Genomic DNA, 14,111 nt, shown 5'->3' on the forward strand with positions numbered 1-14,111 from the left:
CTGTCCCTTCCATTGGCGCATAGGATAGTAATGAGGTGATTGTGATGAATTTTCGCTGGAAGTACAATCCTACCTACCTGCGTATCAAATACGGATTAAAGCAAGTGTTGATTCCCCTGATTATCTTTCAATTCGTCCGCACGATCATTTTGCCAACCTCCTTTGACGTCGTCATCCTGGGAATCCTGGCGTTGACCTATGTAGCAATAGCGCTGGACTGGTGTTAGCGCAAAGAAAAACAACGCCCCACACGTGAGACGCTGCTCCCTAAAACGCTTGCTGGACCCAACGATGCAGCCGCATCAAGCGGTCCATATCTTTTTCCAGCCGTTTGACGGCATACAACTCGCTCCATTCCCGGCGGCCATTGTAGTAGATATCGACATCCCGCATGATGCGCTCCGGATACGAAAGAAACGCAGCCAACAGCTCGATCTCTTCGGGCCGCAGCGGGAAGATGGCGGAGTAATGGCGGAAAAGCTGCGAAGCGCCGGTTTCATCTCCAGCCATTTGAAAGTACGTCCGATAAAACAAGGTCAAATCCCTGATTGGCGTATCAAATGTCGCACGATCGAAATTCAGCAGCTTGCCTTTTCCAAAGCGGTCCAATATGACGTGGGCAGGATGCGGGGATCCATGGATCAATGACAGTCGAAAATGCGCGTGCGTCTCATGTCGCTCCCTCCAGTCAAGTAACAGATCCGCAGCTGACTTGGCCAACTCTGCGATGAACGCTCGATTTGCTAGAAAGACCAAATCAAACGGAGACTGATAGGGACGCTCGCTTGCAATTTGTGCCGCCTTATCCACTTGCTTTTGCCAATAGTGCCAGCGATTGAGCAAGGAATCAATCAACGGCTCCACCTGCCGCGGATCGTCGAAGCGGTAATTTTGCGTCAAGTGATGAAGCTCTGCCAAGCGCTCCAAGGTAGGGGTAGCCCAAGCAAGCGGTTGATCCTCTCCTGGCTCACTGCTCGGCTGCCAGGAGGTTAGATAGTAGGTCGCATCCTGGTATTGGACGAACGGATCGTCATATTTGGTGTGCAAAAATGGGACAGCCCCATCCCATCCCCGTCGTTTCAGCTGACGCAATACATCGCTCACATAGAGAAGGCGCTGTCCAGGAGCCTGTGTTCGTTTGCAGACGTACGAGCCATACGGAGTGATCGCCTTGAAGACGTTTGGCTCCTTCAGGACATCGATGTTCTGGGCAAACATGTCATACTCCTGAAACAGTGGGAAGATGTCTTCAAAGCGGCTCATTGGCGCTCTCACTCCTTGGTCGCTCGGCCCGGTCAGCAATGTGCCGCAGCAAAACATCCACGGACTGCTGGCTTTTAATGGCCTGCTCGATTCCGGTTATCGGCATTTCCTTGTTTTTCGAAACGCGATTGACGTAGGCTTCCACACTCCGCCAAATCTCCCTTGGACGTGCCATAAATGCGAGCATCAAAGTGTAATCTTCACGGGTGAGGGGCTTCACTTCCTCATAGCCATCCAGAAAAGCATCGACTTGACTCAGATCGAGCTGCGTCAAATACAGGTGGCGTAAATATCCGGCTACGTCACGCTGCTGGACGGAGAGAGCAGGTCGGAAGAAGCCTCGCAAATGGAGCCTTCCGTTGGCAAGTCCCCAGTTGTCAGACATTAGATCTTTATGAGAAACACTGAGCACATCCGCTGCGATCCGGTCATCTCCGAGCATCGTGACCGATCGTTCCATTCGCTGCAGCAATGGCTGCATCAAGCTGCCCACCCAGCGTTTTTCTCCTTTTTCCTTGGCGAATTTGGCACGATAGGATTCGAACAGGGACTTGGCCCGCGTCCATTCCGTCTCTGCCTTCATCTGCTCCTGCCGTAAATAATCTGCACCCGCCAGCAAATTGCTTTCCTGTTGGGAGAGATGCATCATGGCGACGACACGCCCACTTTGATAGGCCGTATCCCGCTCAGGATGAAACGCCTCCAGCTTCCTTACGTGATCGGTCATCGTGACACCCTGCTTGCCTACGAGAACGTACGGTTTGGACTCGCGTGTGCGGATAAAGCGCTCCACCTCACGAAAACCTTGACGCGCCAGTCGTTCGCGCCAGGCAAACGACCAGCGCATCACGTCGATACGCGGCCAGACATGCAGTTCTTTGGGGCCCCGGTTTGTCTCCAGCAAATAGCAATCATCGAGTGGCGTGACACGGATTACGCGTGCTCGATAGTTTTGACAAACCTCGGATAAATCGATCTTGTCCACGGTCCCCCACTCCTCACTGTGGAATGTACAGGATTTGTCCGGCGACAAGCTGCTCCGATGCGAGTCGATTCACTTCCACAATTTTGGAAACGGGCAGGGAATAGCGTTGGGAGATCAGCTCCAAAGTCTCATCTCGCTGAATAATGCACATCTTCAAACGACTGGAGCGCTCCTCTTTATGGCGAATAAAGGAGGTCAGGTTTTGCATCGCTTCCACAGTGGACGGAGTGGCATTGGCTGTCGAGCCTCCCCTGCGTGAGGAGCTGGAGGATTCTGCTGCCTCCTGGGCCAATGCTTCCTGTTTTGCACGACTGGCTTGCGAAAAGATGGAGGTAATATTGACATTTCCCGTCTCTTCGCGCGAAGGCTTGCCTGAAATCGCTACACGCAGTTCAACTTCTTCACTGGCTTCTGGCTCTGCCATTACCGGAACAGCTTCCTCCACCTGCTCTTCTGCCTGCGAAGTCTCTTCCGTAGCTACCGGTGTAAAATCCGGATCATGATGGTCGTGAATAGCCAGGGTCGCTTCTTCCGGCTCATCTCTCTGCAGGGGAGCATCGCCCCATTGATTATCTACCTGATCCTCATTCGTTACTTGCGGTTCATAAACAGGTAACTCCTCATATCCCGCTGATTCGATAGCGGGTGTATCTGCTCCCCAGGCTATCGAAGTATCGGTATACGCCTCTTGTGGATAATAGGTAGGCTGCTCCTCTGTCGATTCGGTCACTTCCCCATAGCTTTGAGGCTCATAGTAATCATGTGTTGAAACCTCGACAGCCGGTGCATTGTATAACGAAGTCGAGTCTTCTTCCTCGTAAGCGATTGGTTCTGCCTGCCTCTCCATCTGCTGCTCAAGCTCAACCAGCTTTTGCTCGATTTCCTCGAGTGAAGCAGGCTCCACTACGTTGTCTGGTTGCTCGGATGCCACATGGGCGAACTCCCATGCCTCTTCCTGACGGGCAGACTCTGGCTGGGCAGGCGATTCTGCCGTCTGATCCGAAAGCATGATTCCAACAATCTTCAGCTCTGCTTCGATCAGCAGTTGATGCGGGGATTCCATGCTGTAGTCAAAGCTGTCCACGATCGCGTAGATATCGCCGATCTCCGCAATACGTTCTAGTGGAATCGTGATGTTGAGCGGTACGCGATGACTGATCTGCTCCTCCCAGCCGTAATACGGCCCCTCCGAACCTTCTGGCCGAAACGGCGCGAAAGTCATTGCCTCAACCAGAGTTTCCGTTCCCCCGCCGTTCGCCGCAGCGGTATCCCTGATCGGCTCGTACTTCCCGAACAACTGCAAGCAGCCTGTGATGGAGATGTAGGATTCATTCTCCAATACCTCTACATCCGGTACCAGTTCCAGCTCTTGCAACTCGCCTATTCCAGCTCTATCGGATGACAGGAAAATGGTCTCCTTGATGGCAAACGAGAGCAATCCATCCTGTAATGCCATTCATGCTCCTCCTTTCAGGTGCAGGACATTTCCCTATACTATATGGGCAGGACAAGTCGTTTAGCACCGGAAATTCTAGAAACAGTGAATGGCATGAAGGATGGGAAAATGCTGGCTTAGGTTCGAACTTTGGCGGAGGGGAGGAAAATTTTCTCCCTTTTCCTCGGCCAGCTTTTCCTTTCTGCGGCAGCTGCGGCATTTCACGATGATTCGGGTTCAAGAGCATAAAAAAGAAGCCTGCTCCACAAGGCGAGGCTTCTTTGCACTAATCATCATTTTCTCAATCTCTGAACAGTCTCTAGCAAATGGGGGACAGCCTTTTTCCCCTGATCGATGCAATCCGGCACACCTACACCGTTGTACGATGCCCCAGCCAGCATGACTCCCGGGAGGCTGCTCGCCACTTTTTCGGAAACGTCCCGCGCCCATGCCTGGTGGCCCACGACGTACGGGATGGCGTTCTGCAATCGCGTCACGCGGTAGAAGTCTGGTTTCTGACGGATCGTCATGGTTTTGTGCAAATCTCGCAGCGCGAGCTCCATGACTTCTTCATCGGTCAGCTCCATGAACGATTGCTCCTTGGCTTTCCCTACGAAACAGCGCAGCAGTGCCGCTCCTGCGGGAGTCGTATGCGGCCATTTACGATGCGCCCATGTACACGCTGTGATTTTCGCACCAGCGTTGCGAGGAACGATAAAGCCCGTTCCCTCCAAGCCTAAGTCGACAGCTGATTCCGGAAACGCCATGCTGATCGTAGCCACCATATGGGGCTTTGCCTGTGGCAAGGAAGGTACAGACGTATAAGGACGTAATAACGGTTCGGCAACAGCATGAGGAACGGTGAACAAAACGGCATCTGTTTCCATCCGCTCCCCGTCTTTCATAACGAGCGTATATTTTCCGGATTCCTGCTTCAGCAGCTCTTTGACCCCTGTATTTTTACGGATGGCACTGGCTGGCAGCTCATTCTCAATCCCCTCAACCAACGATTCCAAACCGTTTTTCAGGGTGAGAAAAATTCCTTTGGGCTTTCCTTGCACCTTCGCCTGCGGCCTAGACTTTTTCATAGCCAGGATGAGACTGCGGTGCTGCTTCTCCATCTGGGCGAATTGCGGGAAGCTGGCGAGGAGACTCAGGTTGTCAATATCGCCTGAGTAGACGCCAGACAACAACGGCTGAATCAGATTTTCAATGACCTCATCACCCAAGCGGCGGCGGAAAAATTCCCCGACCGAGATGTCCCCGTCACCACTTGATGCAGGCAAGATCAAGTCAGCGGCGGCACGAATTTTCCCTGGCCAGGAAATCAGATCGGTCGTGACAAACGGCATGAGCTTCGTGGGAACGCCCATGACAGCCCCTTCAGGAATCGGGATCAGCCGTTCGTTGTGCCAGATGTAGGCCTGTCCCGTGCTGTTTCGAACGAGCTCCTGCGCAAGCCCGAGATCCGTCGCTAGCTGCGCCGCGCTTGTTTTTCGCTCCAGGAAGGAATCTGGCCCTTGCTCGATGACAAAGCCTTCATGCCGCCATGTCTGAATCTTGCCGCCGAGTCGTCCATTTTCCTCAAGAAGCTGGAACTGAATCGGCAAGCCTTTTTCTTCAATTTCCTTCTGCAAATAAAAGGCGGCGGTCAAACCTGTGATGCCGCCACCTACAATCGTAATATGATACGTTTTGTCACTCATACAAATCGATCCCCTAGTCCGCCAGCTTTTTCCCGACGGCATCGGCCAGACAGGAGATAAAAGCAGGTCTGGCATTCGGCATCGGCGGGCGGTAATATTGGACGCCCAGTTCTTCAGTGACCGTCTTGCATTCATAATCATTGTCGTACAACACTTCCAGATGCTCGGCAACGAAACCAACTGGACAGTATACGTAAGTAGTAAAGCCGTATTTCGAATAGAGCTCGCGTGTCAGATCCTGAACGTCGGGACCCAGCCATGGCTCAGGCGTGTTGCCCGCACTTTGCCAGCCGATCGCAAAATCAGGAATCTCCGACTTTTCCGCAATCAGCTTGGCGGTTTCCTCCAGCTGGCGCGGATACGGATCTCCCGCTTTCAAGATTTTTTCCGGCAAGCTATGGGCAGAGAAAATAACGACTGCCTTTTCCCGATGCTCAGCCGGCATTTGGGCAAACGTATCGTTGATCGCTTTGACCCAGTAGTCGATAAAGCCTGGCTCGAGATACCAGCTCTCGATGCTGTGAATCTCTGGGCCATTAATCGCCTCAGCATGCTCCTTGGCCCGGCCGTTGTACTCTTTTACGCTGTAGCTGGAGTAGTGCGGCGCGAGGACCAGGCTGACCGCTTCCGTGATTCCGTCCTGCTTCATCTGTTCCACGGCATCCTCGATAAAAGGGGCGATGTGCTTCAGGCCGAGGTATCCGACGAACTCCCGATCCGGATAACGCTCGTTCATTTCCTTCACCAATGCCGATACTTGCTCGTCTGTAATCTCAGCGAAACGGTTCAGCCCTCCGACAGCCTCATAGCGTGCCTTCAGATCGTCCAGCTGCTCCTGTGGAGGTCTTCTTCCGCGTCGGATATGTGTGTAGTACGGTTCAATATCTTCGCTGCTGCGCGGTGTGCCATAGGCCATCATCAGCAGCCCCGTCTTTCTTTTTGCCATCGTCCATACGCCTCCTGGCTTACAAGTTGCGTTTGTAGCTGTGAATGAACTGGGTCAGCTTTTGCAAAGTCTCTACCTTCGCATCAGGGAAGACACCGTGGCCCAGATTGAAAATGAAGCCTGGCTGACGGGTTCCCTCATCCAAAATTTCCTTTGCCTTGGACTCGAGCTTTTCCCATGGCGCCAAGAGCAAGGTAGGATCCAGATTGCCCTGCAGCGTCTTGGTTACGCCCATTTCTCTCGCCGTAGTGATCGACGTGCGCCAATCCAGACCCACGACGTCCACCGGAAGAGCGTTCCAGTCCATCAAGAGATGTCCCGCACCGATTCCGAAGTAAATGGTGGGAACGCCCGTGTCCTTCAATGCATGGAAAATGCGGGTCATCACTGGAGTAATATATTCACGGTAGTCCTCGTCGTTCAATGCACCTACCCACGAGTCAAACACCTGAACAGCCTGTGCACCTGCTGCGACCTGTGCTTTGAGGTACGTAATCGTCAAGTCGCCCAGTCGGTCCATCAGCGCTTGCCATGCTTGTGGCTCGGTATACATGAATGCTTTTGTTTTATGGTAATGCTTTGAAGGGCCGCCCTCGATCATATAGCTGGCAAGCGTAAACGGCGCACCCGCGAAACCGATCAGCGGCACAGACAGCTGCTGGCGCAAAATCTTGATCGACTCCAAAATGTACGGAACATGCGTCTCTGGTTCCAGCTCATGCAGTCGCTGTACATCTGCAAGTGACTGAATCGGATTGGCAATCACTGGACCAATTCCCGATTCAATGTTCACATCGACCCCAATCGGCTTGAGTGGCGTCATAATATCGGCAAACAGGATAGCTGCATCCACGCCCAGCTGCTCCACTGGCAAACGCGTTACTTCCGCACAGACTTCCGGTATGTAATTCATTTCAAAAAAGCTATGCTTCGCCCGGATCGCACGGTATTCAGGCTGGTAACGTCCAGCTTGCCGCATGTACCAAACTGGTACATGGTCCGTCGCTTCCTTTCGACATGCTTTCAAAAACGTATCGTTAAATGGTTTTGCGGTCATGAATAAACCTCTCTTTACACAAGAATCTTCCCCTACCCTATGATACCATTGGGCATTCGACAATGTAGGGACCTTTTGTGTCAAAATCTTTTCGTTTCTCGTTTTGCCAAGCTATTCCATCAGTCTTTCCAATCTTCCCCTATTGAATGCGAATATCGCCTGTCGATGTTTTTACGGAAAGAATGGAACCACCCGAACCAGCCGAAGCTTTCACGTAATGCTCTTCTTTTTCCTCGTAATTCAACCCTGGCCAATCCACCGAAATGTCACCTGTATCCGTTTGCAGCTCCAATTTGGCTTCTGCCGGCTTCTTTTCAGTAGATAGACGTATATCTCCCGTATCCGTACGAATATCCACATCGTGTGAAAGCTCGGACAACACTAATTTCGACACGTCCCCTGTACTGCTCTCGATAGTCAGAGCCGATCGAATGTTCAAAAGCTTCATATCCCCGGTATCCGTATCGAGAGTGAGCCTGTCTCCCGTAAATCCTGCGATGTCGATATCTCCTGTGCTCGAGGTCACATTTGCTTCCTTGGCTGCGATCGCTTCGCTCTTGATATCGCCCGTAGCTGTTTCCAGGGAAATGGAATCGTAGACTGCTTCCGGCAGCATGACTTCTACCCGCAATTGGCCATTCCCCATGAAAAACGGTTTGAACTGCATGGGCTTTCGCACACTCACGCGCAGCATTCCATCTGCGTCCACATTGCTCTCAAATTGAATTCTGTCCACATCGTCTTCTGCCGTTTCCCCTACCAGCCGGACCATGGTCGAACCCGTATCGCTCTTTTTGATCAAGACATCCGTCGTGTCGACCGACAAATCCAATGCTTTGACCTTCTGTTCTATGGTTCGAGCCTCATCGATTGTCTTTAAGGAAAATGCAAACTGCTCCTGCTTGGAAAATAGCCAACCAAGTCCGGCTACTCCAATGATAAAGAGCAGCAAGCAGAGACCGAACAGCTTCTTTGCTACGTTTCTCATTTTATTTCCCCCTGATCATTTGCACGTTGAACTGGAGATACCGCAAAAATTGCCGATACATCCATCTAGTCAGACGCAGCAGGCCGATGATCAGCATGCCACCCAATCCAACAGAGGCCAGACTGCCGAACAGCAAAAAGAGCCTTTCCTGGGATACCGTTGGGATACCGTACTGAACCACCATCCCCAGCGGCGCCGCCAGTAGAGTCACAGCTACACAATAACAGGAGATCAATACCCCGATCAAAGCCAAGAACGGTCCCAGCACGAAAATCAAATTAAAAAATCCGAGACTGACAGTGGCCACGATGGCACGCGTCATATTTCCCACGGAAGCGTTTGACTGCGCCTGATTGATCCGGTACCCTGCAAGCAGCTCACGAGCCAGCAGCTTGGGACTTCCCAATGCCTCTGCGATCTCATGCTCATTTTTTCCTTCCTGTATCCCCATCAAAAAATGCTCGGTATAGTCTGCCAAAATATCGAGCCGTTCCTTGTCTGGCAATTCGCTTAGCAACGAGCCCATTTCATCCATGAACTCACGTCTCGTCATAACCGAGTCCCTCCCCTATGATCTGGTTGACACCGCGGTCAAAAATGCGCCACTCCAAAACAAGATCGTTCATGTACTCACGCCCTTGCTTTGTCAACCGGTAGTATTTGCGCGGCGGCCCTTCCTGTGATTCCATCAGATATGTGGTAAAGTAACCATCCTGAGTCAACCGACGCAGCAAGGGATAGACCGTACCTTCGGCGATGTGAAACTTTTCCGAGATGCTCGCAACAAGCTCGTAGCCGTACCTGTCACGCTTGGCCGTCAAAACCAAGACACAAAGCTCCAAAACGCCTTTTTTAAATTGCACATTCAATGTCCATCACCCATGTCAAAGTTTACCAAACAGGTACTGTATATTGCAAGGTACTTTACGAAGAAAAGGACAGGGTGCCTTGCAGCGCCCTGCCCTTGCTAAACGTCCTTATTTGACTTCTACAATGCGACCTTCTACTTTTGGATTGACCACTTGGCGCTTGATCAGTGCTTCTTCTACGACACTGTACATCGACAAGCCTGTGTTGAAGAATGGCTTTTTGAAGGACTCATAGCCATCTCCGCCAGCTGCCAGGAAGTCAATGGTAGCCACTTTGTACGTTTTGGTCAGGTCAAGCGGCTTGTCGCCAACTTTTACCTCGATCACACGCTCGCCAGCCGGTTTGGTCGGGTTGTACGAGAAGCTCATGCCGCTGATTTGCGGGAAGCGTCCAGCACCTGTTTCTACTTGGCTTACCCCGTTTTCCAGTGCTGCTTTCAGCTCTTCACCGGTTACTTCTACGATGGACAAGGTATTGTTTTCAAACGGCAGGAGCGTGTACAGGTTTTTCTTGGTGATGTCGCCTGCGTTCAGCTGGGTACGGATTCCTCCGCCATTTGCCAGTGCTACATCTGCTTCATGGCCTTTGATGGACTGCGTGCGCTCCAGCATGATGTCCGCGATCAGGTTTCCGACGTTGGTTTCTTTCGCACGAACCAGTGCGCGGTCGCCATCCAAAGGTACTTCGGACTTCGCGATCACTACGTTCATTACGCTGTCAATCTGAGACACGACGTCTTTTACCATTTTGTCCACTTCTGGATCCGCTTGGACGGTTTCATCGTACTCTTTCAATCCGCCGGAAAAGGCAACGAGCTCTTCGCCCAGATAGTACAGGTCAGCACGTCCGAGAGACTTGCCGTACTCCCAGTCTTGAACGATGTAGGTGCCGTTTACTACTTCTGGTGCTTTCAGTGGCGTATGGGAATGACCGCCTACGATCAGATCGATTCCCGGTACGTTTTTCGCGATTTCACGGTCTACGTCCACACCGATATGGGAGACTACCACTACGTGATCGGCTTCCTTTTTCAGCTCAGGCACGATCGTTTTAGCCACTTCTACCGGGCTTTTGAACGTCAGGCCTTTTACGTTGTTCGGGTGAGTCAGAACAGGCGTATCTTCTGCTACAAAGCCCACAAACGCGAACTTCTTGCCGCCGATCTCCGCTTTGTACGTCGGTACCAGCAGGTTTTTGCCATCTGCGGTAAATACGTTTGCATTGATCACGGGATGATCCAGGGAATCGCGCAGCTTCAGCAATTGCTCGTAGCCAAAATCAAACTCGTGGTTACCAGCCGTCATCAGCGTGTAGTCCAGGCTGTTGAGGATAGGCAGGATGGACTCCCCTTTGAACTGGTTCACAAATACCGTTCCTTGGAAGGTGTCACCTGCATCCAGCAGCAAGAAGTTTGGATTTTCCGCGCGCCACTCTTTAATGAGCGTAGCGATTTTTGCATAGCCGAATTCTTTTTGTGCGGTATCTTCTTGGATATGTCCATGTGTATCGTTGGTATGAGCAAGCGTGATATGCGTAGTAGCAGCTTCACCCAAAGCGTTGAAGAAATCGCCACGCGTTACTGTCGCTTTGTTTTCCAATGCGATCTTGTAGCCCAGTTTGCTTGCTACTTCTGCCAGCTTGGTGGAGGTGAGAACTTGCGTTGCTTTTGCCGCATCCTCTGCAGAGACAGCGCCTTGTGCTTTTGCCCAAGCCAGGTAAGGAGCAGACCAGCTTTCGCCTTTTGCAGGTGCAGCGATTTGTGCGCCTTTCAGTTTTGCAAAGACAACCGTTGCTTCTGCCAGTGTTACGCTGCGATCCAGAGCCAGATCGCCGTTTTGACCAGCGGAGATGATGGATTTTTTGACCATCCAGTCAGCGTGCTGTACAGGATGAAGCGGTGCAGCAAATGCAGAGGTAGCCATCATGGAAGCAAAGACCACCGATGCAAAAGCTGTCATCGTGATACGACGTGCCTTTTTCATTTGGGAATTCCCCTCTCTCATATGTATCTATATTGATAGAATTTCCTTGTCCATTATAGCAAAATTTACTAGGCCATTGGTGAGAATTATCTAATTTTTCGACACGAAACGGACGATTGCTTCTGTCAGCTGTTCCGGTGCCTCCAGCATCCCCATATGACCAGCACCCTGCAGTTTCACTTGCTCGATGTTTTCCCCATTTGCAGTGAACGTTTTTTCAGCAGGAATGATTTGATCCTCTTCACCCGCGACTAATAGCACAGGGAGCTTCGTTTGCTGCAGAACTTCGGTACGATCTACGCGATCGCGCATCCCTTTTAATGTCTGAATGGCTCCGACTGGCTTCGTGAACAGTCCGATCTCCTTTGCCAGCTGCACGTTTTCAGGCATCGTCGCCACATGTCCAGGCGCAAACAGTTTCGGGATCAGTGCCTTGATAAATGGCTCCATGCCGTTTTCCCGAATGTTTTCAGCCCCTTTGTCCCGATTTGCCTTCGTTGCCTCATCGTCTGGATAGCCTGTCGAATGAATCAGCCCAAAGCTGGCCAGCTTGTCCGGATACTTCTGCGCGAAGGCGAGGGTCACATACCCGCCCAGTGAATGCCCAAACAAATGAATGGGTCCCACCCCAAGCTTGTCCACAAACTGGGCGAGATCTTCTGCAAATGTTTCCATCGAATACGTCTCTTCTGGAGCGGAGCTGCCCCCATGACCTCTCAAATCAACCGCGATGACGCGAAAGGATGGAGAAAGCGCAGGCAGAACTTTCTGCCAATAACCAGAGCTGCCGCAAAAACCGTGCAGCAAAACGACCGTTTTCGTGCCGCTGCCTTCCTCCTGATAGACGACATGCACGTCATTTTCGAGCTGTATCTGTTTTTCCAAATGTGATCTTCCTTTCCAGGCTTTTTTCAATAGAGCTTTCAAAGGATAGTATTCCCTCTTTTGGTGGGGCTCGTACACAAGAGATCGAACAGCCGGTAGTCAGTCCCGGACTAGGAACTCAGGGGCAGGTAGATTTCGTACGCATTTTCTTTGCGCTCGGAAGCATGCACCGAGGGGACGAACCGATCGTCGTACCGCTCCATACGCAGCGCTTGCTCATCTACCAGATGCCCATTGTCTTTCACCCATTGGAACGCACCGAGATACGTTTGCTGCACCTGCTCCATGGGGCCTTCATGCCTAAAACGGGCATAGGTCTTCTCGGGCAGCGTCAAACCGACCATACCTGCGGGAATCTGGGCAAAGGCTTCCACTTCGACAGCGATGTACTCCGTAAAGAATTGGTACTTCTGATTTTCGCTGCTAATGTCGTAACGGACATGCGGGTCGATCACTTGGGCAATTTCTGGCTGTCTTTGCAAAAACATTTCCCATACTTTTGGCATTTCTGCAACCAGGGCTGGGAAAGTCCCTGAAAAGCTCACTCCAATCAGCAACTTCTGCGGTACGACCACGATGCTCCCTTCCACCTGCTTCACGCCCCTATTCCCATTTTTTTCTTCTATTTTACCATAGTCGAAAGGACAACTCGCAAAAAAAGAAAGCCTCTCCTGATCCGTTCAGGAGAAGCTCTCAGTATACTTCCTACAGTTTTTTCATCGCTTGATAGCTTGCTTCAATCGTTCTTTCGATATCCGCTTCCGTGTGTGCCAGGGAGACAAACATGCCTTCAAATTGGGACGGTGGGATCATGATGCCTTCCTCCAGCAGATGGCTGAAGTAGGAAGAGAACCGCTCCAGATCGGAGGTTTTGGCTGTCTCGTAGTTGATAACCGGTGTATCGGTAAAGAACAGACAGACCATGGATCCAACGCGATTGAGCGTATGCGGGATGCCGAGCTTCGCAGCATTGTCCGCCAAGCCTTCTGCCAGACGCGCGGACAGCTTTTCTAGATACTCGTAAGCGCCCGGTTTGCTGAGCTCTTGCAGCGTAGTCAGACCCGCAGCCATTGCCAGCGGGTTGCCGGAGAGCGTCCCTGCCTGATAGATAGGACCGGCCGGTGCGATTTGCTGCATGATTTCCCGTTTGCCGCCATATGCCCCGACTGGCAGTCCGCCACCGATCACTTTCCCCATCGTGGTCAGATCAGGTGTAATGCCAAACAGCTCCTGCGCTCCACCGCGTGCGACACGGAAGCCTGTCATCACTTCATCGAAAATGAGCAGTGTTCCGTATTGCTGTGTGATCTCACGCAAGCCTTCCAGGAAACCTGCAATCGGAGGAACTACCCCCATGTTGCCGCCGATCGGCTCGACGATCACTGCAGCGATATCGTCTCCATACGAGGAGAAAGCAAGCTTTACGCTTTCCAAATCGTTGTACGGAACGGTAATGGTATTGATCGCGGTTCCTTCAGGTACGCCTGGGCTGTCAGGCAGTCCGAGCGTCGCGACACCGGAACCGGCCTTGATCAGAAGGCTATCGGCATGACCGTGATAGCAGCCTTCGAATTTCATGATTTTATTGCGCTTGGTGTAGCCGCGAGCGAGACGCAATGCGCTCATCGTCGCTTCCGTACCGGAGTTTACCATCCGTACCACTTCTACCGATGGCACCAGCTCGCATACGAGCTTTGCCATTTCGGTTTCGCGCTCGGTTGGTGCACCAAAGCTCGTTCCAAGTGCTGCGACTTCCGTAATCGCTGACAGCACGCGTGGATGCGCATGTCCGAGAATCAGCGGACCCCAGGATCCGATGTAATCAATATAGCTGTTGCCGTCTACATCAAAGATATGGGAGCCTTCTCCCTTTTCGATGTAAACCGGGTTGCCACCTACACTTTTGAAAGCACGTACCGGGCTGTTAACCCCGCCTGGAATGTAGTGCTGTGCTTCCGCAAAGAGCTGTGTCGATTTTTCTCTCTTCATGCTCT

General features: G+C 51.9%; 14 protein-coding genes. 1 reads left to right on the forward strand and 13 read right to left on the reverse strand.

Annotated elements, in window-relative coordinates:
* Nucleotides 1-44 precede the first annotated feature (44 nt).
* Nucleotides 45-227, forward strand: a complete 183-nt coding sequence (locus EDM55_RS03910; RefSeq protein WP_174769294.1) for a YszA family small membrane protein — start codon at nt 45-47, stop codon at nt 225-227.
* A gap of 40 nt (nt 228-267) precedes the next feature.
* On the opposite strand, the gene EDM55_RS30155 is transcribed toward EDM55_RS03910, so the two are convergent.
* The 13 genes from EDM55_RS30155 to hemL all read right to left on the reverse strand — a co-directional run bounded on the left by EDM55_RS30155 (nt 268) and on the right by hemL (nt 14,106).
* Nucleotides 268-1,263, reverse strand: coding sequence for a YutH/CotS family kinase-like spore coat protein (locus tag EDM55_RS30155; RefSeq protein ID WP_092269627.1), 996 nt, complete (start codon nt 1,261-1,263; stop codon nt 268-270).
* Nucleotides 1,250-2,248, reverse strand: a complete 999-nt coding sequence (locus EDM55_RS03920; RefSeq protein ID WP_092269631.1) for a YutH/CotS family kinase-like spore coat protein — start codon at nt 2,246-2,248, stop codon at nt 1,250-1,252. Before EDM55_RS03920 ends, EDM55_RS30155 begins: the two co-directional genes overlap by 14 nt.
* 13 nt (nt 2,249-2,261) lie before the next feature.
* Nucleotides 2,262-3,704, reverse strand: a complete 1,443-nt coding sequence (locus tag EDM55_RS03925) for a LysM peptidoglycan-binding domain-containing protein (protein WP_092269635.1) — start codon at nt 3,702-3,704, stop codon at nt 2,262-2,264.
* Nucleotides 3,705-3,976: 272 nt separating this feature from the next.
* On the reverse strand, nt 3,977-5,389 hold the full coding sequence (hemY, locus tag EDM55_RS03930) for a protoporphyrinogen oxidase (protein ID WP_122959661.1): 1,413 nt from the start codon (nt 5,387-5,389) through the stop codon (nt 3,977-3,979).
* A 13-nt stretch (nt 5,390-5,402) separates the two neighbouring features.
* Nucleotides 5,403-6,335: a ferrochelatase gene (gene hemH, locus EDM55_RS03935; RefSeq protein ID WP_122959662.1), complete on the reverse strand. Its 933-nt coding sequence runs from the start codon at nt 6,333-6,335 to the stop codon at nt 5,403-5,405.
* Between the two features lie 19 nt (nt 6,336-6,354).
* The gene (hemE, locus tag EDM55_RS03940) at nt 6,355-7,392 is read right to left on the reverse strand and encodes a uroporphyrinogen decarboxylase (RefSeq protein ID WP_092269645.1); all 1,038 of its coding nucleotides are present in this window, start codon (nt 7,390-7,392) and stop codon (nt 6,355-6,357) included.
* Nucleotides 7,393-7,531: 139 nt separating this feature from the next.
* Nucleotides 7,532-8,380 (reverse strand): DUF4097 family beta strand repeat-containing protein, encoded by an 849-nt coding sequence (locus EDM55_RS03945; RefSeq protein ID WP_122959663.1) that lies wholly within the window; start codon nt 8,378-8,380, stop codon nt 7,532-7,534.
* 1 nt (nt 8,381) lies between these two features.
* Complete coding sequence (locus EDM55_RS03950; protein WP_122924777.1) at nt 8,382-8,933, reverse strand: HAAS signaling domain-containing protein; 552 nt, start codon at nt 8,931-8,933, stop codon at nt 8,382-8,384.
* On the reverse strand, nt 8,920-9,249 hold the full coding sequence (locus EDM55_RS03955; protein ID WP_092269654.1) for a PadR family transcriptional regulator: 330 nt from the start codon (nt 9,247-9,249) through the stop codon (nt 8,920-8,922). Before EDM55_RS03955 ends, EDM55_RS03950 begins: the two co-directional genes overlap by 14 nt.
* Before the next feature lie 108 nt (nt 9,250-9,357).
* Nucleotides 9,358-11,232, reverse strand: coding sequence for a bifunctional metallophosphatase/5'-nucleotidase (locus EDM55_RS03960; protein ID WP_092269657.1), 1,875 nt, complete (start codon nt 11,230-11,232; stop codon nt 9,358-9,360).
* Nucleotides 11,233-11,322: 90 nt separating this feature from the next.
* Complete coding sequence (locus EDM55_RS03965) at nt 11,323-12,117, reverse strand: alpha/beta fold hydrolase (RefSeq protein ID WP_122959710.1); 795 nt, start codon at nt 12,115-12,117, stop codon at nt 11,323-11,325.
* 110 nt (nt 12,118-12,227) lie between these two features.
* On the reverse strand, nt 12,228-12,716 hold the full coding sequence (locus EDM55_RS03970; RefSeq protein ID WP_246070950.1) for a GyrI-like domain-containing protein: 489 nt from the start codon (nt 12,714-12,716) through the stop codon (nt 12,228-12,230).
* Nucleotides 12,717-12,822: 106 nt separating this feature from the next.
* Nucleotides 12,823-14,106 (reverse strand): glutamate-1-semialdehyde 2,1-aminomutase, encoded by a 1,284-nt coding sequence (gene hemL / locus EDM55_RS03975; RefSeq protein ID WP_122959664.1) that lies wholly within the window; start codon nt 14,104-14,106, stop codon nt 12,823-12,825.
* Nucleotides 14,107-14,111 lie beyond the last annotated feature (5 nt).

Source organism: Brevibacillus centrosporus (assembly GCF_003710815.1).
In the GTDB taxonomy this organism is placed as follows: domain Bacteria; phylum Bacillota; class Bacilli; order Brevibacillales; family Brevibacillaceae; genus Brevibacillus; species Brevibacillus centrosporus.

What these genes read in the sequence shown, in the direction of transcription:
- hemY (WP_122959661.1), bottom strand. Translation starts at nt 5,389, where the DNA reads ATGAGTGACAAAACGTATCATATTACGATTGTAGGTGGCGGCATCACA.
- EDM55_RS03945 (WP_122959663.1), bottom strand. Translation starts at nt 8,380, where the DNA reads ATGAGAAACGTAGCAAAGAAGCTGTTCGGTCTCTGCTTGCTGCTCTTT.
- hemE (WP_092269645.1), bottom strand. Translation starts at nt 7,392, where the DNA reads ATGACCGCAAAACCATTTAACGATACGTTTTTGAAAGCATGTCGAAAG.
- EDM55_RS03950 (WP_122924777.1), bottom strand. Translation starts at nt 8,933, where the DNA reads ATGACGAGACGTGAGTTCATGGATGAAATGGGCTCGTTGCTAAGCGAA.
- EDM55_RS03925 (WP_092269635.1), bottom strand. Translation starts at nt 3,704, where the DNA reads ATGGCATTACAGGATGGATTGCTCTCGTTTGCCATCAAGGAGACCATT.
- hemH (WP_122959662.1), bottom strand. Translation starts at nt 6,335, where the DNA reads ATGGCAAAAAGAAAGACGGGGCTGCTGATGATGGCCTATGGCACACCG.
- EDM55_RS30155 (WP_092269627.1), bottom strand. Translation starts at nt 1,263, where the DNA reads ATGAGCCGCTTTGAAGACATCTTCCCACTGTTTCAGGAGTATGACATG.
- EDM55_RS03910 (WP_174769294.1), top strand. Translation starts at nt 45, where the DNA reads ATGAATTTTCGCTGGAAGTACAATCCTACCTACCTGCGTATCAAATAC.
- EDM55_RS03960 (WP_092269657.1), bottom strand. Translation starts at nt 11,232, where the DNA reads ATGAAAAAGGCACGTCGTATCACGATGACAGCTTTTGCATCGGTGGTC.
- hemL (WP_122959664.1), bottom strand. Translation starts at nt 14,106, where the DNA reads ATGAAGAGAGAAAAATCGACACAGCTCTTTGCGGAAGCACAGCACTAC.